This is a genomic window from Deltaproteobacteria bacterium (assembly GCA_009930495.1).
Taxonomy (GTDB): domain Bacteria; phylum Desulfobacterota; class Desulfovibrionia; order Desulfovibrionales; family Desulfomicrobiaceae; genus Desulfomicrobium.
Genome location: RZYB01000037.1, coordinates 1 through 18,812, shown reverse-complemented (window position 1 = coordinate 18,812; position 18,812 = coordinate 1). Strand labels below are relative to the sequence as shown.

The following is an 18,812-nucleotide window of genomic DNA, read 5'->3' as shown; positions in this document are numbered from 1 at the left end:
TCCGGTGGCGCTGCCCGTCAGGGCATAGGTGTACGGCCCGGTGCCGCCGCTAACCGTGATCACGCCATTGGCGTCGATCTCGCTGTCCGAGGAAGGAGAGCTCCCCGTGGGCAGACCGGCCTCGTTCACCAACGCCTCGCTATCCGTCGCGCTCAAGCCGCCGTCATCTCCGGGATCATCTCCGGGGTCATCCCCGGGATCGTCACCGGGATCATCCCCAGGATCATCTCCGGGGTCATCACCGGGGTCATCTCCAGGGTCATCTCCGGGATCGTCACCGGGATCATCCCCAGGATCATCTCCGGGATCGTCACCGGGATCATCCCCAGGATCATCTCCGGGGTCATCTCCGGGGTCATCTCCGGGATCATCTCCGGGGTCATCTCCGGGATCATCTCCGGGGTCATCTCCGGGATCATCTCCGGGGTCATCTCCGGGGTCATCACCAGGGTCATCACCAGGGTCATCTCCGGGATCATCACCAGGGTCATCTCCGGGATCATCTCCAGGGTCATCTCCGGGATCATCACCAGGGTCATCTCCGGGATCATTGGCTCCATCATCTGTTTCCGCGGGCTCTTCTCCTGTTCCATCCAGGGGCTGCGGCTCAATTTCCGTGAAATTTCGCGGGTCAAGGCCATCCAGCTTGCCAACGCCATCGACCAGAGTTCCGGCGTCGTCACTATATTCGCCAACACCTCCGCTCCCGGAAGCGCCGGTCGCGCCGGGGCCGGCCGCGGTTTCAAAATTTTCCAGGCCCAGGGTGGCCAGATAACCGGCCACGCTCAAAACCGTGCCGTCGGCCAGCACCATGTTTGGAATCTGTCCCTCGGGAACGGCGGAAAAATCGAGCACAACCTGACCGCCATTGGCAAAGGCAAAAATAATGGACGCCCCTTCCACCCGGGGTTCCGCTTGCTGGAATTCCTCGGCAAGGACCATGTCCTGTCCGGGAACAGCCGCGACGACCACGGTCTGTCCCGGCTGGGGAACGTAAACGGTCTGTCCAAAATTTTGTGTCGTCTCTGCCATGTGATCCTCCACCAAGCCCGCCTGGAGCCTCTGGGTCGGAAGTTACCGTGATGCGAATTCATCCATTGTTTCCATGGGATTTATGAAATTCGCAAGGCCACGGGTCAAGTATGAAAAGAAAAGAGCGTTGACCTGACAGGAGCGCGCTTTGTCACGAAGCGCGAGTGCCATAATATCATTATGTAAAGTCGGTCACCACTATGCGCCGGAGCCGGCCCATCATGGTCAAAAATGGCGCTGCCATACTTTTGTGTGAGACAAGCACCTATTTTTCTTGCCAGATGCTCCATCCCGGAATAAATTTTATTCTAAAATCAAGCAGATCCGAGGTCATACAGCCATGAACGGCCAAGAACTCACACTCTCCGCGCCCATTTCGGCCGCCCCTTCCCCCCAGCCGCGCACCGCCCCCGAGCAGCTGACTCCGGCCCAGGTCAGTCACACACCGCCCCTGATCGGCTGTCTGGCCCTGATCTCCCGACTGCACGGCAAAACGATCAGCGTCACGGCTCTGGAATCCGGGCTGCCGCGCACGGCCGAAACCCCGACGCCCCACGCCTGCATCCGCGTCGCCCGACGCGAAGGCATCGATGCCCAGATCGTGTTCAAACCACATCTGGAAAAAATATCCGCCCTGAACCTGCCCTGCATCCTGCTCCTTGGCGACGGCGGGGCCTGCGTGCTGACCGCGATTCAGGGCGGGACGGCCCGGATTCTCATGCCCGAGACGCCGGAAGCGCCTTTTGAAATCCCGCTTGAAAAACTCCGCGAAACCTATTCCGGGCACGCGGTGCTGGCTCGTCCCCGGGCCACGGTGGACGCCTGGACCCGGGATTTGAAAATTTTCGACACCAAGCAGTGGTTCTGGGGCACCATCCTCCATTTCCTGCCCATCTACCGGCATGTGGCCATGGCTTCCATTTTCATCAACATCCTTGCCATCGCGTCACCGGTTTTCACCATGAACGTCTACGACCGCGTGATTCCCAACAACGCCCTGGAAACCCTGTGGGTTCTGGCCGTGGGCGTCGGACTGGCCTTTTTCTTCGATTTCGCCCTGCGCAATCTGCGCGGCTATTTCGTGGACATCGCCGGTCGCAACGCGGACGTCCTGGTGGCCAGCAAGCTCATGAGCCACCTGTTGTCCATCCGTCTGGACCACAAACCCGACTCCACGGGAGCCCTGGTCAACAACATCCGTGAATTCGACGCCCTGCGCGAATTTTTTAGTTCCACCACCCTCCTGGCCCTGGTGGACCTACCGTTTTTAGTCCTGTTCATCGCCGTTATCGCCCTCATCGGAGGTCCCGTGGCCGTGATACCGGGCGTGGCCGCGCCCATTGTCATCCTGGTCGGCGCGATCCTGCAAGGGCCGCTGCGGCGCTTTATCGCGGCCGGATACCGCGAATCGACCCAGAAAAACGCCCTTTTGGTCGAGGCCATCGGTGGCCTGGAAACCATCAAGACCACCCGGGCCGAAGGCCCCATGCTCGGGCGCTGGGAAAAAATCATTGGCCTAAGCGCCAAATCGTCCATCCAGGCCAAGGCCCTGAGCACCTTTTCGCTGACGTTCACCCAGTTCATGTCCCAGCTGGTCTATGCCGGCGTCGTCATCTGGGGGGCGTACCGCATCGCCGAGGGAGAAATGACCACGGGCGGCCTCATCGCCTGCGCCATCCTGGTCGGACGGGCCATGAGTCCCCTGGGGGCAGTGGCGGCCATGCTGACCCGCCTGCAGCAAAGCCGCATGGCTCTCAAAAACCTGGATCTGCTCATGACCATCCCCAGCGAACGCCCCGATGGGGTCGGGCACCCCGAGCACCAGGATCTGCGGCCGACCATTGCCTTCGAGGATGTCAGCTTCCAGTATCCCAACGCCCTGACCAACGCCCTGTCCCACGTCAGTCTGCGCATCGCCCAGGGCGAACGCGTGGCCATTATCGGCAAAATGGGTTCGGGCAAGACCACGCTGGGCAAATTGGTCAACGGCCTGTACTCGCCCCAACGCGGGGCCGTGAAAATCGGGGGGCTGGATATCCGCCAAATCGATCCGGCCGAATTACGCGCCAAAATCGGGTACATGGCCCAGGATAATTTTCTGTTCCAAGGCACTGTCCGCGAAAACATCACGCTGGGCGCGCCGCAAATCAGCGACCATGCCCTGATCCGGGCCGCGACCATCGCCGGGGTCACGGACTTCATCCGCAACAATCCGGCCGGCTTCAACCTGCAGGTTGGCGAGCGGGGCTTGAACCTGTCCGGCGGCCAGCGCCAGGCCGTGACCATCGCCCGTACCCTGCTCCTGGACCCGGACATCGTCATTCTGGACGAACCGAGCAGTTCCATGGATACTGGCGTCGAAGCCACCCTCAAATTCCGCCTGGCCCTGGCCTTGCGGGGCAAAACCCTGCTTCTGATCACCCACCGGCCCAGCCTTTTGTCCCTGGTGTCCCGCGTCGTGGTTCTCGACGATGGCAAAATCGTCGCCGACGGACCACGCGACAAGATCCTGGAGGAATTGCGCAAACCCTCCACCGGAGGCAAGCATGCCTAATCCCTTCCTTGGCGAAAACGAACTGCGCTTCATGAGCGAGGTGGACGCGGCCCTTCACCGGCGCGGACACCGCTGGACCTATGTCCTGTCCGCGACCATCTACCTGATGCTCGCGGCCTTCCTGGTCTGGGCCCATTTCGCCATCCTGGACGAAGTCACGCGAGGCGACGGCCAGGTCATCCCATCGCAGCGGGTGCAGGTCATCCAAAATCTGGAAGGCGGCATCCTGGAGGAAACGCTGGTCCGTGAAAACCAGATCGTGAACAAGGGCGATATCTTGGTGCGCATCAGCAACGAAGTCGCCCAAAGCACCCTCAGGGACGCGGCCAGCCAGGCCCGGGCCCATCAGGCCGCCATCGCCCGCCTCGAGGCCGAGGCCAACGGCCAGGAACCGGTGTTTCCGGACGAGGTCAAAACCAAGGCGCCCCATCTGGTTCATGACCAAATGGCCATCTACACCGCCCGCCAGGAGCAGTTGACCCAGGAACTGAACATCCTCAAAAGCCAGTATAGCCAGCGCATCCAGGAAGCCAACGAAATGAGCCTGCGCCGCAACCAGGTCAGCCGGGACCTGAAGCTGGCCCAGGAACAAATGGATATCGCCCGGCCGCTGATGCAAAAAAATGTCTACCCCAAGGTCGAGTACCTCAGTTTGGAGCGGGACGTGGTGTCCCTGCGTGGCGACCTGCAAACCCTGGGCGCGGCCATCCCCCGCACCCAGCAGGCGGCCCAGGAAATCAAGGAACGCCAGGCCCAGCGTCTGGCGGAATACAAGGCCATGGCCCTGGAAGAAATGAACAAGCACCAGTTCGAGCTCGAATCCATCCTCCACACCCTGGCCGCCGGCCGGGACCGGGTGACCCGGACCGATGTCCGCAGTTCGGTGCGCGGCACCATCAAGCAAATCGTCCTGAACACGGCGGGCGGCGTGATCAAGCCGGGCGAGCCCATCATGGAGATCGTGCCCCTGGACGACACCCTGCTCATCGAGGCCAACATCACCCCGGCCGACATCGCGTTCCTGCATCCGGGACAAAAGGCCATGGTCAAGATCACGGCCTATGATTTTTCCATCTATGGCGGCCTGGAGGGTTCGGTGGAGCAGATCAGCGCCGACACCATCGAGAACCAGCGCGGGGACAGCTTTTTCAAGGTCAAACTGCGCACCACGAGCAACGCCTTGACCTACAAGGGGGAAAAGCTGCCCATCATTCCGGGCATGACCGCCAGCGTGGACATTCTGACGGGCAAGAAATCCGTGCTGGACTACCTGCTCAAACCCATTCTCAAAGCCAAGCAAAACGCCCTGCGGGAGCGATGACGTGCCGATCCGCGTCCTGGCCACCCTGACGCTGCTCCTGGCGGTCCTGGCCCTGCCCCGGACGGGCATGGCCGGGCCGGACCAAAGCGTGAAATTGTTGCGCAGCGTCGCGTTCCGGGGCACGTTCAAGGCCCTGCCCCAATGGAAGCGGGTGCTGTCCAAGGCCGGGGCCCAGATCCAAACACTGAATTCCTGTTCCACCAACTGCCCGGCGGGCGCGGCCAGCTGGCAAAAAATCATCCGCGACGCAAGAAGCCAAGACCCCATGGGCCAACTGCGGATGGTCAACGTCTTTTTCAACAAATGGCCCTACGGGCTGGATCTGGACATCTACGGCGCTTCGGACTGGTGGGCCACCCCGAGGGAATTTCTGAAACTATCCGGTGATTGCGAGGACTACGCCATCATCAAATACTTTGCCCTGCGCGAGTTGGGCTTCGCCGCCTCGGATCTGCGCATCGTGGCCGTCCGGGACCGCATCCGAGGTCTTGGGCACGCGGTCCTGGCGGTTTTCGTGCGCGGGGAAGCCTATATTCTGGACAACATGACCAGCATGGTCTTCACCCACGACAAATACACCCATTATGTCCCCCAGTATTCCGTGAACGAGGAATACCGGTGGTCGCATATTCCCATGGCGAAACCTTAAGTTGGAGAAGGGATGATGACAGCACATACCGGGGGCGACCAGCCCGCACTGTCCGAGCACAAAGCAGAACTGACCATGGGCGTGACCCTCATCGCCCTGGTGGTCGCGGCCCTGATGGTCTGGGTCGGATGGAGCATCAAGGTCAAGGAACGCGAACTCCACGCCCAGGTCCGGGAACGTCTCGAATTGCTGGCCAACAGCCGGGTCGAGGTACTGCGCTCCTGGCTGTCCAGCCTAGCCCAGCAAACGGACCAACTCATCGCCTCGGATCTGTTCCGGCTCTACGCCACGGATCTGGACATGATCGAGGCCGATCCCAGCTTCCTGATCACGGGCGTCATTCCAAACACCACCGAACGCGAGCAAATGGTCCAACTGGCCGATCAGTTCCCGCTCATGCAGCAGACGTTCGCCGATTTCACCGCCTTTTCCGGCTTCCTGTCTGGTCGGATCGTGCACCGCGACGGTCAGACCATCATCGCCTCCGACGCGCATCAGCGCACGCTTTCCCCCCAACAGATGACACTGATCGCCCAAACCTTCGCCGACCCCGTCGCGCACTACTCACCCCTGCGCCAGACGGAAAACGGCTTGGTCATCGACATTTTCACGCCCATTCTGTCAACGGCCCTCGACAACGAAAAAAAGGCCGCGGCCGTGGTCCTGATGACCAAAAGCGCCACCGCCAACATCACGTCCCTGCTCTCGAACACGCCCCTGTCGGCCCGGGGGGAACGCACCCGCATCGTACAGGAAGCCCAGGAAGGACTTCAGGAAATCGTGCCCTGGTCCCCGGACGGCCTGAAAGCCCTGACCTCGATGCGGCCGGACGAAATCCAGGACCTTCCCTTTGCCCAACGCCGCGCCCTGGGCAGGCAGGAGGAGGTTTTTTCCGTGGGCATGCGGGTTCCGGATCTGGACTGGTGGATCGTGCAGGAAGTAACCGTTCCAGAGGCCAGCAAGACCCTCACCGTCTACACCCGCATGTCCATCTTCATCGCGGCCCTCATCGCCCTGGTGCTGTGTCTGCTCTTTGGCGCCTTATGGTGGCGAACCATGGGCCGGAACACCAAGCGCCAGGCGGCCACGTTCCAGGCCCTGGCCCGGGAACTGGAGGCGCAGCGCAATTTCCTGGACTCCATCAACGACACCATCCCGGACTTCATCGCGGTCAAAAACCTGGGCGGAACCTACACCTACGCCAACCCCGCCCTGGCCGATGGCGTCGGGCGGCCGGAAACGGAAGTCATCGGTCTGGACGACACGGCCCTGTTTGGATTCGACACGGGCAGACGCCTGGAGCTCTCGGACGAACGGGCTCTGAAAACCGACCAGCCGGTCACGGTCAATGAGCGCATCTTTCTCAAATCAACGGAGCACCACTTTCAGATCACCAAAATCACCCTGAAAGACTCCACGGGCGCGCCGCGAGGCGTGGTCTCCGTGTTTCGGGACATCACCGCCATGATCCGGGCCGAGGAACGCAAGCGTCTGTCCATCCAGCAGACCATCGAAGCCCTGGTCAAGGCCATCGAGTTCACGGATCCGTACCTGGCCGGACATTCGGTGCTGATGCGAGACTTGTCCTCGCTTTTGGCCGAGACCCTGCATCTGTCGCCAGCCGACAAATCCACGGTGGAGATTGCCTCGCACCTGTCCCAGATCGGCAAAATGTTCGTGGACAAGGCCCTGCTGACCAAATCGGCGCCCCTGACCGAAGAGGAAAAACAGATGGTCCAGAAGCATATCGATCACGCCGGGGATATCCTGCGTCAGATCGATTTCGAACTGCCCGTGTTCGAGGCGGTGTACCAGATGAACGAATGCCTGGACGGCAGCGGTTATCCCAAGGGCTTGCAGGGCACGGACATCGGCATCCAGGCACGGGTGCTGAACGTGGCCAACAGCTTCTGCGCCATGATCCGCCCCCGGGCCTACCGGCCGGCCCTGAGCCCGGAGGTGGCCCTCCAGACCCTGCGCGCCGCCGCCAGTCATTATGACATGGACGTGGTCGATGCCCTGGAAGCGACGCTGCGGACGGCCCAGGGCGAAAAAATCCTCGAAAAGGCCAAGGGATAACGCGCCCATCCCCCGAGGCAATCAAAAAGGCCCATGCTCGTCATCGCGAGCATGGGCCTTTTTGATTGCAGCATTCATATCACGCGGCCAATACCCCGGAACGATCCTCGGGACCATGACCCATGGGCACGCCCAAAAATCAGGCGTGGAGCTGCTGGATGGTCCGGGACAGTTGATACCCCAGAGGGGTCTGGCGGGAGACTTCCTGCTCCACGGAGGCAATGCCCTTGATGACCGTGGAATGCTTGCGGTTGAAACGCTGCCCGATCTCGGCCAGGGACAAATCTGTGTGCTTGCGGGCCAGATAAAAGGCGGTGTTGCGAGCGACAACCCGGTCCTTCTTGCGGCTCTTGGAGCGCAGATCGTCCAGGGCAAAGCCATACGCCTGACAGACAAAGGAAATGATCCGCTCGAGGTCCAGGGCGGGATTGTCCAGCTTGTAATTTTGCAGGATCTCCCAGGCCAGATCCATGGAAATGTCCATGTTCAAAAGCCTGGCCTTGAGCATGATGTTCTTGAGGCAGCTTTCGAGCTGGCGGACATCGGTCTTGATGCGGTCGGCCAGAAGTTCGGCCACGTTGATGGGCACGCTGACCTGGGCCGCCCTGGATTTGGCCCGGATGATCTCGAGTCGGGTCTCGTAGTCGGGCTTGTCGATGACGGCCATGAACCCCTGGGCAAAACGGGACAAAAGATTGGAATCGATATCGGAAAGTTCGCGCGGCAGAAACGTGCTCGTCAAAACCACGCGCCGTCCCTGATTTTGCAATGACTTGAGCGTGTTGAGCAATTCATCCTGCATCTTTTCCTTGCCCTGGAAAAAATGCACGTCCTCGAGCATCAGCAGGTCGACATTGGTGCGAAAGCGCGCCTTGAACTGCTCCACGGTCTTGGCCTTGATGGCCATGACCAGCTGGCTGGAGAACTCCTCCCCGCTCAGATAGCATACCCGCAAATGACTGCGATTGGTCTGCCTGGCCAGCTCGGCGCCAATGGCCTGGGCCAGGTGGGTCTTGCCCAATCCCGGAGCCGAGCACAGAAAAAGCTGATCCGCCGCGCGCAAATCCTGGCAAAAACTCTGGGAGGCGACATAGGCCAGCTGATTACACGGCCCGACGATGAAATCATCGAACTGGTAGCGCCAGCTCTGCACGGTCTGGGTGACCAGGCCCTGTTCCACGGGCAAGGCCATCTGGCGGGTCTGAACACGCTTTGGCGGTTGCGGGGCGCGGGGCGCGACCGGCTTGGCGACGGGCCGTGGCGCGGTCGGCGCGCCCTGATCATGGCCCAGCTCGATCCGGGGATCGAATCCGAGCACCTCGCGCGACGCGGCCTGGATCTTGTCCAACATCCGGGTTCGAACCCAGGTGCACACAAAATCATTGGGCGCGCGCAAGACCAGGGTGTCCTGCTCCAGGCAGCCTTGAAGGGGCTTGATCCAGAGCTGAAACAGGCCAGGGCTCAGGCAGCTCTGCAAGGAATTCGAGATACGGTCCCATGCGTCAATCATGGGGAAGGGTCCTAGTCGTGTAACGATATGCCGACAACTCCGGTATTACCGGTCTGGGCGGAGTTGCCGGCCCGACGTCTTTACAGCATATCTTGTTGAAATTAAAAAACATACCTTCAATCCTAGCATTCTTGGGGCGAACGGGAAATCCATCGAGGCGAAGCAGGAACGGGGCTCCCGCAGTGTCAATCATTTTTTTTCACCATTATGGAAAACTTTTTCCACAACTATAAACTGTCATATCTCCATTTTTCTTCGGAATACTCATTTTTTTAATCTTCACCAATATGCCTCCAATCCAGTCCGGTCTCTTTCTCACAAAAATCGCTCCCGAAGAACAATCGAGCGATTTTATTGACTTAACAAAATTGTTTCTTTTCCAGGGATAAACACGAATCGCGCCACGTCACCACGCCCACGATCCAAGGTCCCCGTTTCGGTTTACAAATCCGCTTGTTTCCATGTCAATTTGCCGGTTTTGGACTTCTGCTCAGGACTTTGGGACAAAAACAAGCCCTTGTCCGACATTTGCTCACATCTCGGAGAAAAAACGAGGGGCATGCCGTACCAACATGCCCCCACGAAAACGTTCACGCTGGTGGAGGGAGAATCAGGTCGGGGAAACGGCCTCCGGGGACGGAGTCGGCGGTCGGACCTGGTCGAAGGATTGCGCCAAGTCATCGAAAAGAAGCGGAATGCGCTCGTGAAAAGCGGCCAGGAGCGGCAGCATGACCTGACGCATCTGGGGATGGGCGGCCTTGTCGCAACGCAGTTTGAAAATGTGGCGCCACTCGCGGATGTTGGCCGTGGTCACGATTTCGGTTTTGAGACTGTTGGGCAAAACGCTTCTGGCTTCCTGGGGAGAAGCCCCGGCGTCGATCAGGCGCAGATAGGCGTCCTCGCAGGCCCGCATGGCGGACAGCCACAGGGCGTACCGGGCGTCGTCCCCGGCCCAGAAAAAAGGACGGATCACGGTGATCTCGCGACCGAACCGGTCCTGGGCATAATTGGCGTAGCGGGTGCTCTCCTGGGAAAAGGAGCACATCCGGTGTCGGACCAATTCGTGGGTCACGCCACGATCGCAGACAATGCGCACGGTCACGGAAATATGTTCAAGGACACTGTCGTGACCCAGGCGGACAATACGGGACAAAAGCTTGCGGGCCGAATCCGGGCTGGTTTTGTCTTCCGATTTGTAGCAGGTCCGGGCGGCCAGCTCCAAATGGCTCAAGACAAAATCCCCATCGGGCAGATGCATGAAGGAAAAACTGGGATCGACGATTTTCATGAGACCTCCGGTCAGCCGCGCAATTTCAGTCCGCCATCGATGTGTTGATAGGCCTTGGCCGTGACCACCCGCCCCCGGGGCGTGCGCTTGAGAAAGCCGCATTGGATCAAGTACGGCTCATAGATGTCCTCGATGGTCCGGACTTCCTCGGAACACGCGGCGGCGATGGTTTTCACGCCCACCGGACCACCGCCGAAACTGTCGATGATGCACTCCAAAATCTTGCGGTCCATCAGATCCAGGCCACGCGAATCCACGTCCATGATGTCCAAGCCCTTGGCCGCGACCTCGGCGTCGATGATCTCGCTCCCGGCGACCTGGGCGAAATCGGCCACCCGCCGCAACAACCGATTGGCGATGCGCGGCGTGCCCCGGGACCGCCGTCCGATTTCCAGGGAGCCCTCGTCCGTGATGCACACCCCCAGAATCCGGGCCGCGCGGGTGACAATCAGGGCCAACTCGGCCGGATTGTAAAACTCCAGCCGGCAGATGACGCCAAACCGGTCGCGCAAGGGCGAGGTCAGAAGTCCGATGCGCGTCGTTGCCCCGACCAGGGTGAAGGGCTCGAGTTCGATCTTGACCGTGCGCGCTCCCGGCCCCTGGCCGACGATCAGATCCAATTTGAAATCCTCCATGCCTGGATAGAGAATTTCCTCGACCACGGCCGGCATGCGATGGATCTCGTCGATAAAAAGCAGGTCGTTGCGCCCCAGGCTGGTCAAAATGGCGGCCAAATCCCCACTGCGCTCCAGCACGGGACCGGATGTGGAGACCAGATTCACGCCAAGCTCGCTGGCCATGATCTGGGCCAGGGTTGTCTTGCCCAGACCGGGGTTGCCATAGAGCAGACAGTGATCCAGATGCTGGCCGCGCTCCTTGGCCGCCTGCAGATAGATCTTCAAATTGCCGCGCACGTCGTCCTGGCCGATAAAATCGTCCAGGGTGCGCGGACGGATATGTTCTTCTCCGGGACTTGTCATGTCATTTCGCGGCAAAAATCTTCAGGGCCCGCCGGATGGCGGAACCCGTGTCCAAATCGGGCTCGGTCTCGAACACGACGCGCACGACCTCGTCCACTTCATGTCGGGCATATCCCAGGGAAGCCAGGGCCGCCGCGCAATCGGCCGCGGCCGAAACCGGCGGCGCGACGCGGCCGGACGCGACGGACAAGGGTGCCACGAGTTTGTCCTTCAGGTCCAGCATCAGACGCTTGGCCGTCTTGGCTCCGATACCCGGAATCCGGGTCAGGCTGGCCACGTCCTCCCGGGCGATGCACGCGGCCAGCTCACCGGGCGCGTAGCAACCGAGCATGGCCAGGGCCGTGCGCGGGCCAAGCTTGGGCGCTCCAAGCAAGGTCGCGAAGGCCCGGCGCTCTTCCCAGGAGGCAAAGCCGTATAAGGTCAAGGCGTCTTCACGAACCAGGGTATGCACGAAAAGTCGAACCATGTCGCCGGTTCCCGGCAACCCGGCCAGGCCGGACACGCTCAACAGCACGCGATAGCCCACCCCGCCGGAGGTCAGAACCACGCACGATTCCTCGTCGCGGTGCAGCACGGTTCCTTCAAGATAGGCGATCATGGGTCTTGCCTTATAAACGGGTGGCGCCGGTTTGGCCAGCGGCCAGGGCATTCAGGAAACGGGAATGGTTGAGATGGCAGATGGCCACGGCCAGGGCATCTCCGGCATCCTCGGCCCAATCGGGCTTGACGCCCAGCAACTGCCCGACCATGAACCCGACCTGCGATTTTTCGGCCCGGCCGGCGCCAACCAGGGATTTCTTGACCAAGGTTGGCTCGTAGCCAAAAACCTCGACTCCAAGCAGACCACAGGCGGACAGCACCGCGCCCCTGGCTTGGCCCAGCTTCAGGGCCGAAGCGGAATTGCGGGCGAAAAAGACATTTTCCACGGCCACGGCCACGGGCGAATGGGTTTGGATCAACGCTGTGATCCGGGCGTGCATCCGGGCCAGCCGATCGCTCAGGGCTTCTTCCACCGGCCGCACCGTGCCCGCCTCGATCAGGGACAAACAGCCGGAGCGATCCCGAACTAGGCCAAAGCCCATGCACCGGGAGCCGGGATCGACGCCCAGCACGACACGTTCGTCCATGGCCGCCGCGGCCTACATCTCGGCCAGGAGTTCGGGCGGCAGCTCGAAATTGGCGTAAACGTTCTGCACGTCCTCGTTGTCATCCAGGGCATCGTACAGCTTCAGAACCTTGCGGCCGGTTTCCACGTCCACGGCCACCGTGTTCTGGGGAATGCGATTCAATTCGGCGGACAGGGGAATAATGCCGGCGGCCTCGAATGTTACCTTGGCCGTCTGGAAATCCTCGGCGGCGCACAGCACCTGCCAGGAATCATCGTCGTCGAGCACGTCTTCCACGCCGCCCTCGAGACCTGCTTCCAGCAGCTGCTCCTCGGTGTACTTGGATTTATCGAAGGAAAAAACGCCCTTCGTGTCGAACATCCACGCCACGCATCCGGCGGCGCCCATGGAACCGCCGTTCTTGCTCAAGATATGGCGGACTTCGGCCACGGTCCGGTTCTTGTTGTCCGTGACGGCCTCGACCAGGATGGCCACCCCGCCCGGCGCGTAACCCTCGTACATGATCTCTTCCAGGGCATCGGAAGCCAGCTCGCCGGTCCCTTTCTTGATGGCCGTGTCGATCTTGTCCTTGGGCAGGTTCACGGCCTTGGCCGCGTCAATGGCCGCGCGCAGACGGGCGTTCATGTCCGGATCGCCCCCTCCCTTGGCCGCCAGGATGATCTCCTTGGTGACCTTGGTGAACATTTTGCCGCGCTTCAAGTCCTGCCGCCCCTTGCGGTGCTGGATATTCTTCCATTTACTATGTCCTGCCATGCAATCCTCCAAAAAAGTCTATACGGTGGCCGGGGCCACGAATCCCAAACCGAGAATAAAGATTTCCTTGCTTTCCGACCGGCTGCTCTTGGGCTTGAACATGGTCACCTTGGCAAACCGTCCGCGCAGGGACTGCACGAAAGGATGCACATCCGGCCCTTCGAAAACCTTGGCGACAAAGATCCCACCCACCGCCAGCCATTCCTGGGCCACGCCATACGCGGCTTCCACCAACTGGATGGAACGGGCCTGATCCGTGAACTTCGAGCCCGTGGTCTTGGGGGCCATGTCGCTCATGACCACATCAAACGGGGCCAGGGCCTCGACATGAGCCAAAAACTCCGGGGAGCGGGCAAAAATATCTTCCCGCAAAAAAACGACATGTTCCGGGAAAACCGTGTCCGGCACGTTCAGGTCGATACCGAGCACCCGTCCGGACGCGCCGACCCGTTCGGCCGCGTACAGCGTCCAGGAACCGGGACAGGCCCCGAGGTCGAGCACTTTCTGGCCCGGCCGCAGGAGCTTGTGCGCCTTGTCCATTTCCTGAAGCTTGTATACGGAGCGGGCAGGATAGTTATCCTGTTTGGCCTTTTTGAAATAAAAATCGCGGTATTGTTTCATGCGTTCCAATGCCGGACTGGGCCCGGAACGTTCAAGCGAGCGCCTTCATGCCAGCCAGACCCATACGTGTAAAGATTAAAAACGAGCTTGGACTCCCTACCTCGCTCCCCAGCGGAGAGCAATACCACCGTCTGACCGGAACCGGGCCAGACGTGGTTGTCTGGGGCCTGGGTCCGGACAGCGCGGCCTGCGTCAGGCTTTGTCCGGAAGCGCCCCGGGTCTTCTGGATCGAGGCGCCGGACTTCGAGGTCCAGATGCCGCCCTCCTGGCACGCGGCCATCCCGTCCCATTGGATTCGCGTCGATCCAAGGCGCGCCCCGAGCCTGTCGCGGACCTGCCAAACCCTGATCTACGAGCCCAATTTCCGCCTTTTCCCCTCTTTTTGGCATCCCCTGGCCGCCCACCTGCGCGCGATGCCGGGCGGTATGTCGATACCGGCCATCTGGCTGCCCGCCCCGGCCAACGCCCTTGTCGTGCCGGAGTTGGCCAAGGCCGCCCAAAACCTTGGTCTGGCACCCCGGCGCCTGCCGGCGTCCCTGGCCGTGGCCGACCTGACCAAACGCCTGGAGCAGGAAACGCCAACGCTCTTCGTGAGCGTCAACTTCCACGGCCTGGACCCATACGGCGAAAACCAGGCCCTGCTCGAAGCAGCGGGCGTTCCGGTCGTGGTCTGGTGCGTGGACAATCCCTTCCATCTGCTCTCGTCCCAAAAAAACCACCTGTGGAAAAAACTTCCCCTGGCCGTGACCGACGAGTGGTTCGTGCCGCCCTTGCGCCAACTCGGCGCCCGGCCCGTCCACCTGCCCTTGGCCACGGACCCGGACCTTTTCGCTCCCGGCCCAGTCTGCCCCAACGGCCGGGATCTGCTTTTTGTCGGTCGGAGCCGTTTTCCGGACCGGGACGCCTTTTTCGCCGCCAGCTCCGTGTCCGACACCCTGCTCCTGGCCGCCAAAAGCCTGCCCGGTCGCCAAGCCCATTTCGGATGGTGGCACGACAAACGTGGCGGACAACCCTGGCCCGGCGCCGACGTGCGCAACACGGGGCTGGGAGCCGAGCTGGCCTCGGAAAGATGGCGCATCGAAATCCTGCGCGCCTTGTCCCACACCGAGACACTGACCATCGTGGGTGACGCGGCCTGGACAAAGCTCGTCCCCGCAGCCCGCCATCTCCCGCCCGTGGACTACTACGCCGGCCTGGCCCAAACCCATGCCCGGGCATCCTTTTGTCTGAATCTGACCAGTCTGCTCCTCCCCCACGGCCTGACCCAACGTCATTTTGATGTCTGGGCCAGCGGCGGTTTTCTGCTCACCGACACCACGCCCGGCCTGGCCATCTTCCCGCCGGAACTGGTCGCGGCCGTCAGCTTCGAGGACCCGGGGCGGGTCCATGATCTTATCCGGGATTTCGCGACCAATCCGGACCGCAAAAACGAACTGCGCCGGGCCTGGCAGGCGCACATCCTGGCCGAGCATGTCTACACCCGGCGTCTGGAACGCATTCTGAGCTTCGCCCGGAACGGGCTGTGATCGCGGTCTTGTTTCGAAAAATCCCAACGCCCCGCGCCCAGGCAAACCGGAGGACAAGGACCTAGTCGCCCTTGATCCAGACCCTGTTTCGGCCACCGGCCTTGGCCTGGTACATGGCATGGTCGGCCTCATCCAGAAGGCGGACGAGGGCCGTTTCCTCGGGGCCGGGCCGAAGTTCGGCCACGCCAATGGACACGGTAAGCTTGATGCCTTTTTGCAGGACCTGGCCGTTGTGATCGCGGATGATGAAATCGTAGTCGGCGATGATGACGCGCAAATTCTCGGCGTCCCGGGCCGCTTCCCTGGCGTCGAATCCTGGCAGGACGACCACGAACTCCTCGCCTCCATACCGGGCGGGGAAAAAGGCCCGGTTGGGCGTCGTGCCATATTTTTTGGCGTAGCCCATGAGCTTGCCGGCCACCGTGACCAGGGCCTGATCCCCGATACGATGACCATACGTGTCGTTGAATTTCTTGAAGTGATCGATGTCCACCATCAGCAAACTCAGCGGACGCTTGGTGAGCAGCGACTCCGTGATGGTGGTCTGGAAATAGCGGTCAAAAGCCCGTCGGTTGTTGAGCTTGGTCAGGGGGTCCGTGTAGCTCATCTCCACCAAATCCCGCGTGTCCTGCTCCATATGGGTAATAACCGACGTGAAGGCGGCCTGAAGCCGCGCGATCATGTCTTCCAAAACATTCTGGTCGACAGCGACGCCGATGGTCGTTTCACGCAAATCCCGGACTTCCTTGGTCCGTAAAATATTCTGGGAACGCGCGTGTTCGATCAGGGCCACGGTTTCACGGAACATCGTCTCCAGCTTGAGACTCCACGGTTGATAAAGAATTTGCTCCTTGTGGCGGACCAGGTCCGTGAAGGCGCCTTCCGAATAATCCCGGTTCCTGACCGCCTCCATGACCAGATCCTGAAGGGCCTGCTTCTGGGCCACGGACAGAAAATCATACTCGGACAGCGAGCGCATATACAGAATGAGCGCCCCCCATTTGGAACGAGCCGGCACGCCCGCCCTGATCAGCGATCGCACCAGCTCGTCGGAACAAAAGAAATTGGAACTTTCCGAGGTCATGGCGGCTCCCACGCGGCGCGGCGCCGCGAACTCAACTCTTGGATGAGAACACCTGCCCAATCTCGAAGGCCTGACCAAGATAATCGCCCACCGTATGGTACGCGCGGGTGACCGGCGTGAAAATCACCGGCCGGACCTTGGCGATATCCGGATAGCCGCTGGCATCCAAAACATCCTCCTCGGCCTTGACGTCCATCACCTCGCCCACGAACTGGATGTGCATGCCCAAGGCCACGGTGCGGACCAGGGCGCATTCCAGGATCAGGGGAAACTCCCCGACATAGGGCGCGTCGACGACGTCGGAGCGGACCGGAGTCAGACCCGTGGCCGCGAACTTGTCCACGTTCTTGCCCGAGGCGACGCCAAAATAATCGGCCTGTTCGGCGTAGTTCGCCGAAGGCACGCTGATGGTGAAGGCCCGGCGATTCAATATGGCGGCGTAGGAATGCCGGTCCTCGCGCAGGGACACGGCCACGCACGGCGGCTTGGAGCAACAAATCCCACCCCAGGCCGCGGCCATGGCGTTGGGCTTGCCGGCTTCGTCATAGGAGCCGATGATCCACAAAGGAGCTGGCTGGGCCAGGGTTTTGGGCCCGAGAGAGCGTTTCATGAGGTTCTCCATGCATGTTAAGAGGTTCCAGACGATCTTGCCACGGGTTTCTATATGGTTATAGGTAGCCTCCTGCAAGCGGAACCGCCAAATACCACTATTTTCCCCCGGACACGACATGAACAAAGCCATCCACATCGCCGGCGCGCGTGAACACAATCTGAAAAATCTGACCCTGGACATTCCCCGCGACCAGCTCGTGGTCGTGTGCGGCCCGTCAGGTTCGGGCAAATCGACCCTGGCCTTCGACATCGTCTACGCCGAGGGGCAGCGCCGCTACGTCGAATCCCTCTCAGCCTATGCCCGCCAGTTCCTGCCGCAGATGGACAAACCGGCCATCGACGCCATCGAAGGCCTGACTCCGGCCATCTCCCTTGAGCAGCAGACCGTGTCCAAGAACCCGCGTTCCACCGTGGGCACGGTGACCGAAATTTACGATTTTCTGCGCGTCTTTTACGCCCGACTCGGCGTGCCGTGCTGCCCGGAATGCGGGGACCCGATCCAGGCCCAGAGCAGCGACGAAATCATTGGCCGCATCCTGGATCTGCCCGAAGGCACCAAATTCATGCTCCTGGCCCCCTTGGTGGATCACAAAAAAGGCACTCACGCCGATCTCTTCAAAAAACTCAAGTCCCAGGGCTTTGCCCGTGTGCGCATCGGCGGCGAGATCGTGCCCCTGGACCCCACGCCGGAGCTGGCCAAAAACCAGAAGCACGCCATCGACTTGGTCGTGGACCGCCTGGTTTTGAAGCCCGACCTGCGCAAACGCCTGGCCGACTCCGTGGAACTGGGGCTGAAATCCGGCGAGGGACGTGTCATCGTGTCCATCATCGGCGGTGAGGACCTCTTCTTTTCCACGGACGCGGTCTGCCCGAAATGCGGCCTCAGCCTGCCCAAGCCCAGCCCCCAGCTCTTTTCCTTCAACAGCCCCCAGGGCGCCTGTCCGCATTGCTCGGGCCTGGGCACGGTGGAATACTACGAACCAGCATTGCTCGCGCCCAATAACGGTCTGTCCCTGCGCCAGGGGGCCATTTTGCCCTGGAAGGGGCGCGGACTGGACCGTTTCGCGCCGGATCTGGAACGCCTCGGCGCGGCCCACGGCTTCACCCTGGACACACCCCTGGGCGCGCTGTCCGACACGGCCCGCCACGCCCTGTTCCACGGGGCCGAGGCTTGGCCCGGCGTGATCCATTTTTTGGAGCAGGGGCAAAACCTTGGCCCCATCTGGCGCGACGAGCTGGCCCGCTTCCGCCAGACCACGGACTGCCCGGTCTGCCACGGGGCGCGCCTTAGGCCCGAATCCCTGGCCGTACGCGTCGACGGCCTGAACATTTTCGAATTCTGCTCCCTGCCCATTGCCCGCGCCCTGGCCTGGCTTGCGGACAAAACGTTTTCCGGCGTGGCCGCCGAGATCGCCACCCCGCTCTTAAAAGAGCTCTGCCACCGCCTGGAATTTCTGGTCAACGTCGGCCTGGATTACATCTGCCTGGGCCGCAACATGTCCACCCTGTCCGGCGGCGAGGCCCAGCGCATCCGTTTGGCCGGGCAGCTCGGCTCCGGCTTGGTCGGGGTGACCTACGTTCTGGACGAACCGAGCATCGGCCTGCATCCGCGTGACAACCAGCGCCTCATCAACACCCTGCGCCAACTCCAGGGCCGGGGCAACACGGTGCTGGTG

The 18,812-nt window shown here is 61.3% G+C and carries 15 protein-coding genes and 1 pseudogene; 6 read left to right on the top strand and 10 right to left on the bottom strand.

Annotation, left to right across the window (positions count from 1 at the left end; translation table 11 throughout):
* Positions 1 to 231 precede the first annotated feature (231 nt).
* Positions 232 to 549, bottom strand: a pseudogene (locus EOL86_05380) (hypothetical protein).
* A gap of 823 nt (positions 550 to 1,372) precedes the next feature.
* On the opposite strand from EOL86_05380, the gene EOL86_05375 reads away from it, so the two are divergent.
* The 4 genes from EOL86_05375 (at position 1,373) to EOL86_05360 (ending at position 7,635) form a co-directional block, all read left to right on the top strand.
* Entirely contained in the window at positions 1,373 to 3,586 is a 2,214-nt protein-coding gene (locus tag EOL86_05375; GenBank protein NCD25004.1) for a type I secretion system permease/ATPase, read from the top strand.
* Positions 3,579 to 4,907: an HlyD family type I secretion periplasmic adaptor subunit gene (locus tag EOL86_05370; protein NCD25003.1), complete on the top strand. Its 1,329-nt coding sequence runs from the start codon at positions 3,579 to 3,581 to the stop codon at positions 4,905 to 4,907. The genes EOL86_05375 and EOL86_05370 overlap by 8 nt, the downstream gene beginning before the upstream one ends.
* Positions 4,908 to 4,974: 67 nt before the next feature.
* On the top strand, positions 4,975 to 5,556 hold the full coding sequence (locus EOL86_05365) for a hypothetical protein (GenBank protein NCD25002.1): 582 nt from the start codon (positions 4,975 to 4,977) through the stop codon (positions 5,554 to 5,556).
* Between the two features lie 12 nt (positions 5,557 to 5,568).
* The gene (locus tag EOL86_05360) at positions 5,569 to 7,635 is read left to right on the top strand and encodes a PAS domain S-box protein (GenBank protein ID NCD25001.1); all 2,067 of its coding nucleotides are present in this window, start codon (positions 5,569 to 5,571) and stop codon (positions 7,633 to 7,635) included.
* A gap of 139 nt (positions 7,636 to 7,774) precedes the next feature.
* Here the strand turns inward: EOL86_05360 and dnaA are convergent, their stop codons facing one another.
* The 7 genes from dnaA to EOL86_05325 form a co-directional block, all read right to left on the bottom strand.
* A complete protein-coding gene (dnaA, locus tag EOL86_05355; GenBank protein ID NCD25000.1) occupies positions 7,775 to 9,145 on the bottom strand; it encodes a chromosomal replication initiator protein DnaA in 1,371 nt (456 codons plus the stop codon).
* Between the two features lie 610 nt (positions 9,146 to 9,755).
* Positions 9,756 to 10,433, bottom strand: coding sequence for an FAD-dependent thymidylate synthase (gene thyX, locus EOL86_05350; protein ID NCD24999.1), 678 nt, complete (start codon positions 10,431 to 10,433; stop codon positions 9,756 to 9,758).
* Between the two features lie 11 nt (positions 10,434 to 10,444).
* Positions 10,445 to 11,413: a Holliday junction branch migration DNA helicase RuvB gene (gene ruvB / locus EOL86_05345; GenBank protein NCD24998.1), complete on the bottom strand. Its 969-nt coding sequence runs from the start codon at positions 11,411 to 11,413 to the stop codon at positions 10,445 to 10,447.
* A gap of 1 nt (position 11,414) precedes the next feature.
* The gene (gene ruvA / locus EOL86_05340) at positions 11,415 to 12,062 is read right to left on the bottom strand and encodes a Holliday junction branch migration protein RuvA (protein NCD24997.1); all 648 of its coding nucleotides are present in this window, start codon (positions 12,060 to 12,062) and stop codon (positions 11,415 to 11,417) included.
* The gene (gene ruvC / locus EOL86_05335; protein NCD24996.1) at positions 12,022 to 12,540 is read right to left on the bottom strand and encodes a crossover junction endodeoxyribonuclease RuvC; all 519 of its coding nucleotides are present in this window, start codon (positions 12,538 to 12,540) and stop codon (positions 12,022 to 12,024) included. The genes ruvA and ruvC overlap by 41 nt, the downstream gene beginning before the upstream one ends.
* 12 nt (positions 12,541 to 12,552) lie before the next feature.
* Complete coding sequence (locus EOL86_05330; GenBank protein NCD24995.1) at positions 12,553 to 13,293, bottom strand: YebC/PmpR family DNA-binding transcriptional regulator; 741 nt, start codon at positions 13,291 to 13,293, stop codon at positions 12,553 to 12,555.
* 18 nt (positions 13,294 to 13,311) lie between these two features.
* Positions 13,312 to 13,914: an RlmE family RNA methyltransferase gene (locus EOL86_05325; protein ID NCD24994.1), complete on the bottom strand. Its 603-nt coding sequence runs from the start codon at positions 13,912 to 13,914 to the stop codon at positions 13,312 to 13,314.
* An 8-nt stretch (positions 13,915 to 13,922) separates the two neighbouring features.
* On the opposite strand from EOL86_05325, the gene EOL86_05320 reads away from it, so the two are divergent.
* Positions 13,923 to 15,440 (top strand): glycosyl transferase family 1, encoded by a 1,518-nt coding sequence (locus EOL86_05320; GenBank protein ID NCD24993.1) that lies wholly within the window; start codon positions 13,923 to 13,925, stop codon positions 15,438 to 15,440.
* 61 nt (positions 15,441 to 15,501) lie between these two features.
* On the opposite strand, the gene EOL86_05315 is transcribed toward EOL86_05320, so the two are convergent.
* Positions 15,502 to 16,524 carry a GGDEF domain-containing protein gene (locus EOL86_05315; protein NCD24992.1) on the bottom strand — a complete coding sequence of 341 codons (1,023 nt, stop codon included), beginning with the start codon at positions 16,522 to 16,524 and terminating at the stop codon, positions 15,502 to 15,504.
* Positions 16,525 to 16,555: 31 nt separating this feature from the next.
* On the bottom strand, positions 16,556 to 17,134 hold the full coding sequence (locus EOL86_05310) for a flavin reductase family protein (protein NCD24991.1): 579 nt from the start codon (positions 17,132 to 17,134) through the stop codon (positions 16,556 to 16,558).
* Between the two features lie 118 nt (positions 17,135 to 17,252).
* Here EOL86_05310 and EOL86_05305 point away from each other — a divergent pair.
* Positions 17,253 to 18,812 (top strand): excinuclease ABC subunit A (locus tag EOL86_05305; GenBank protein NCD24990.1); only part of this gene is annotated, 1,560 nt, incomplete at its 3' end.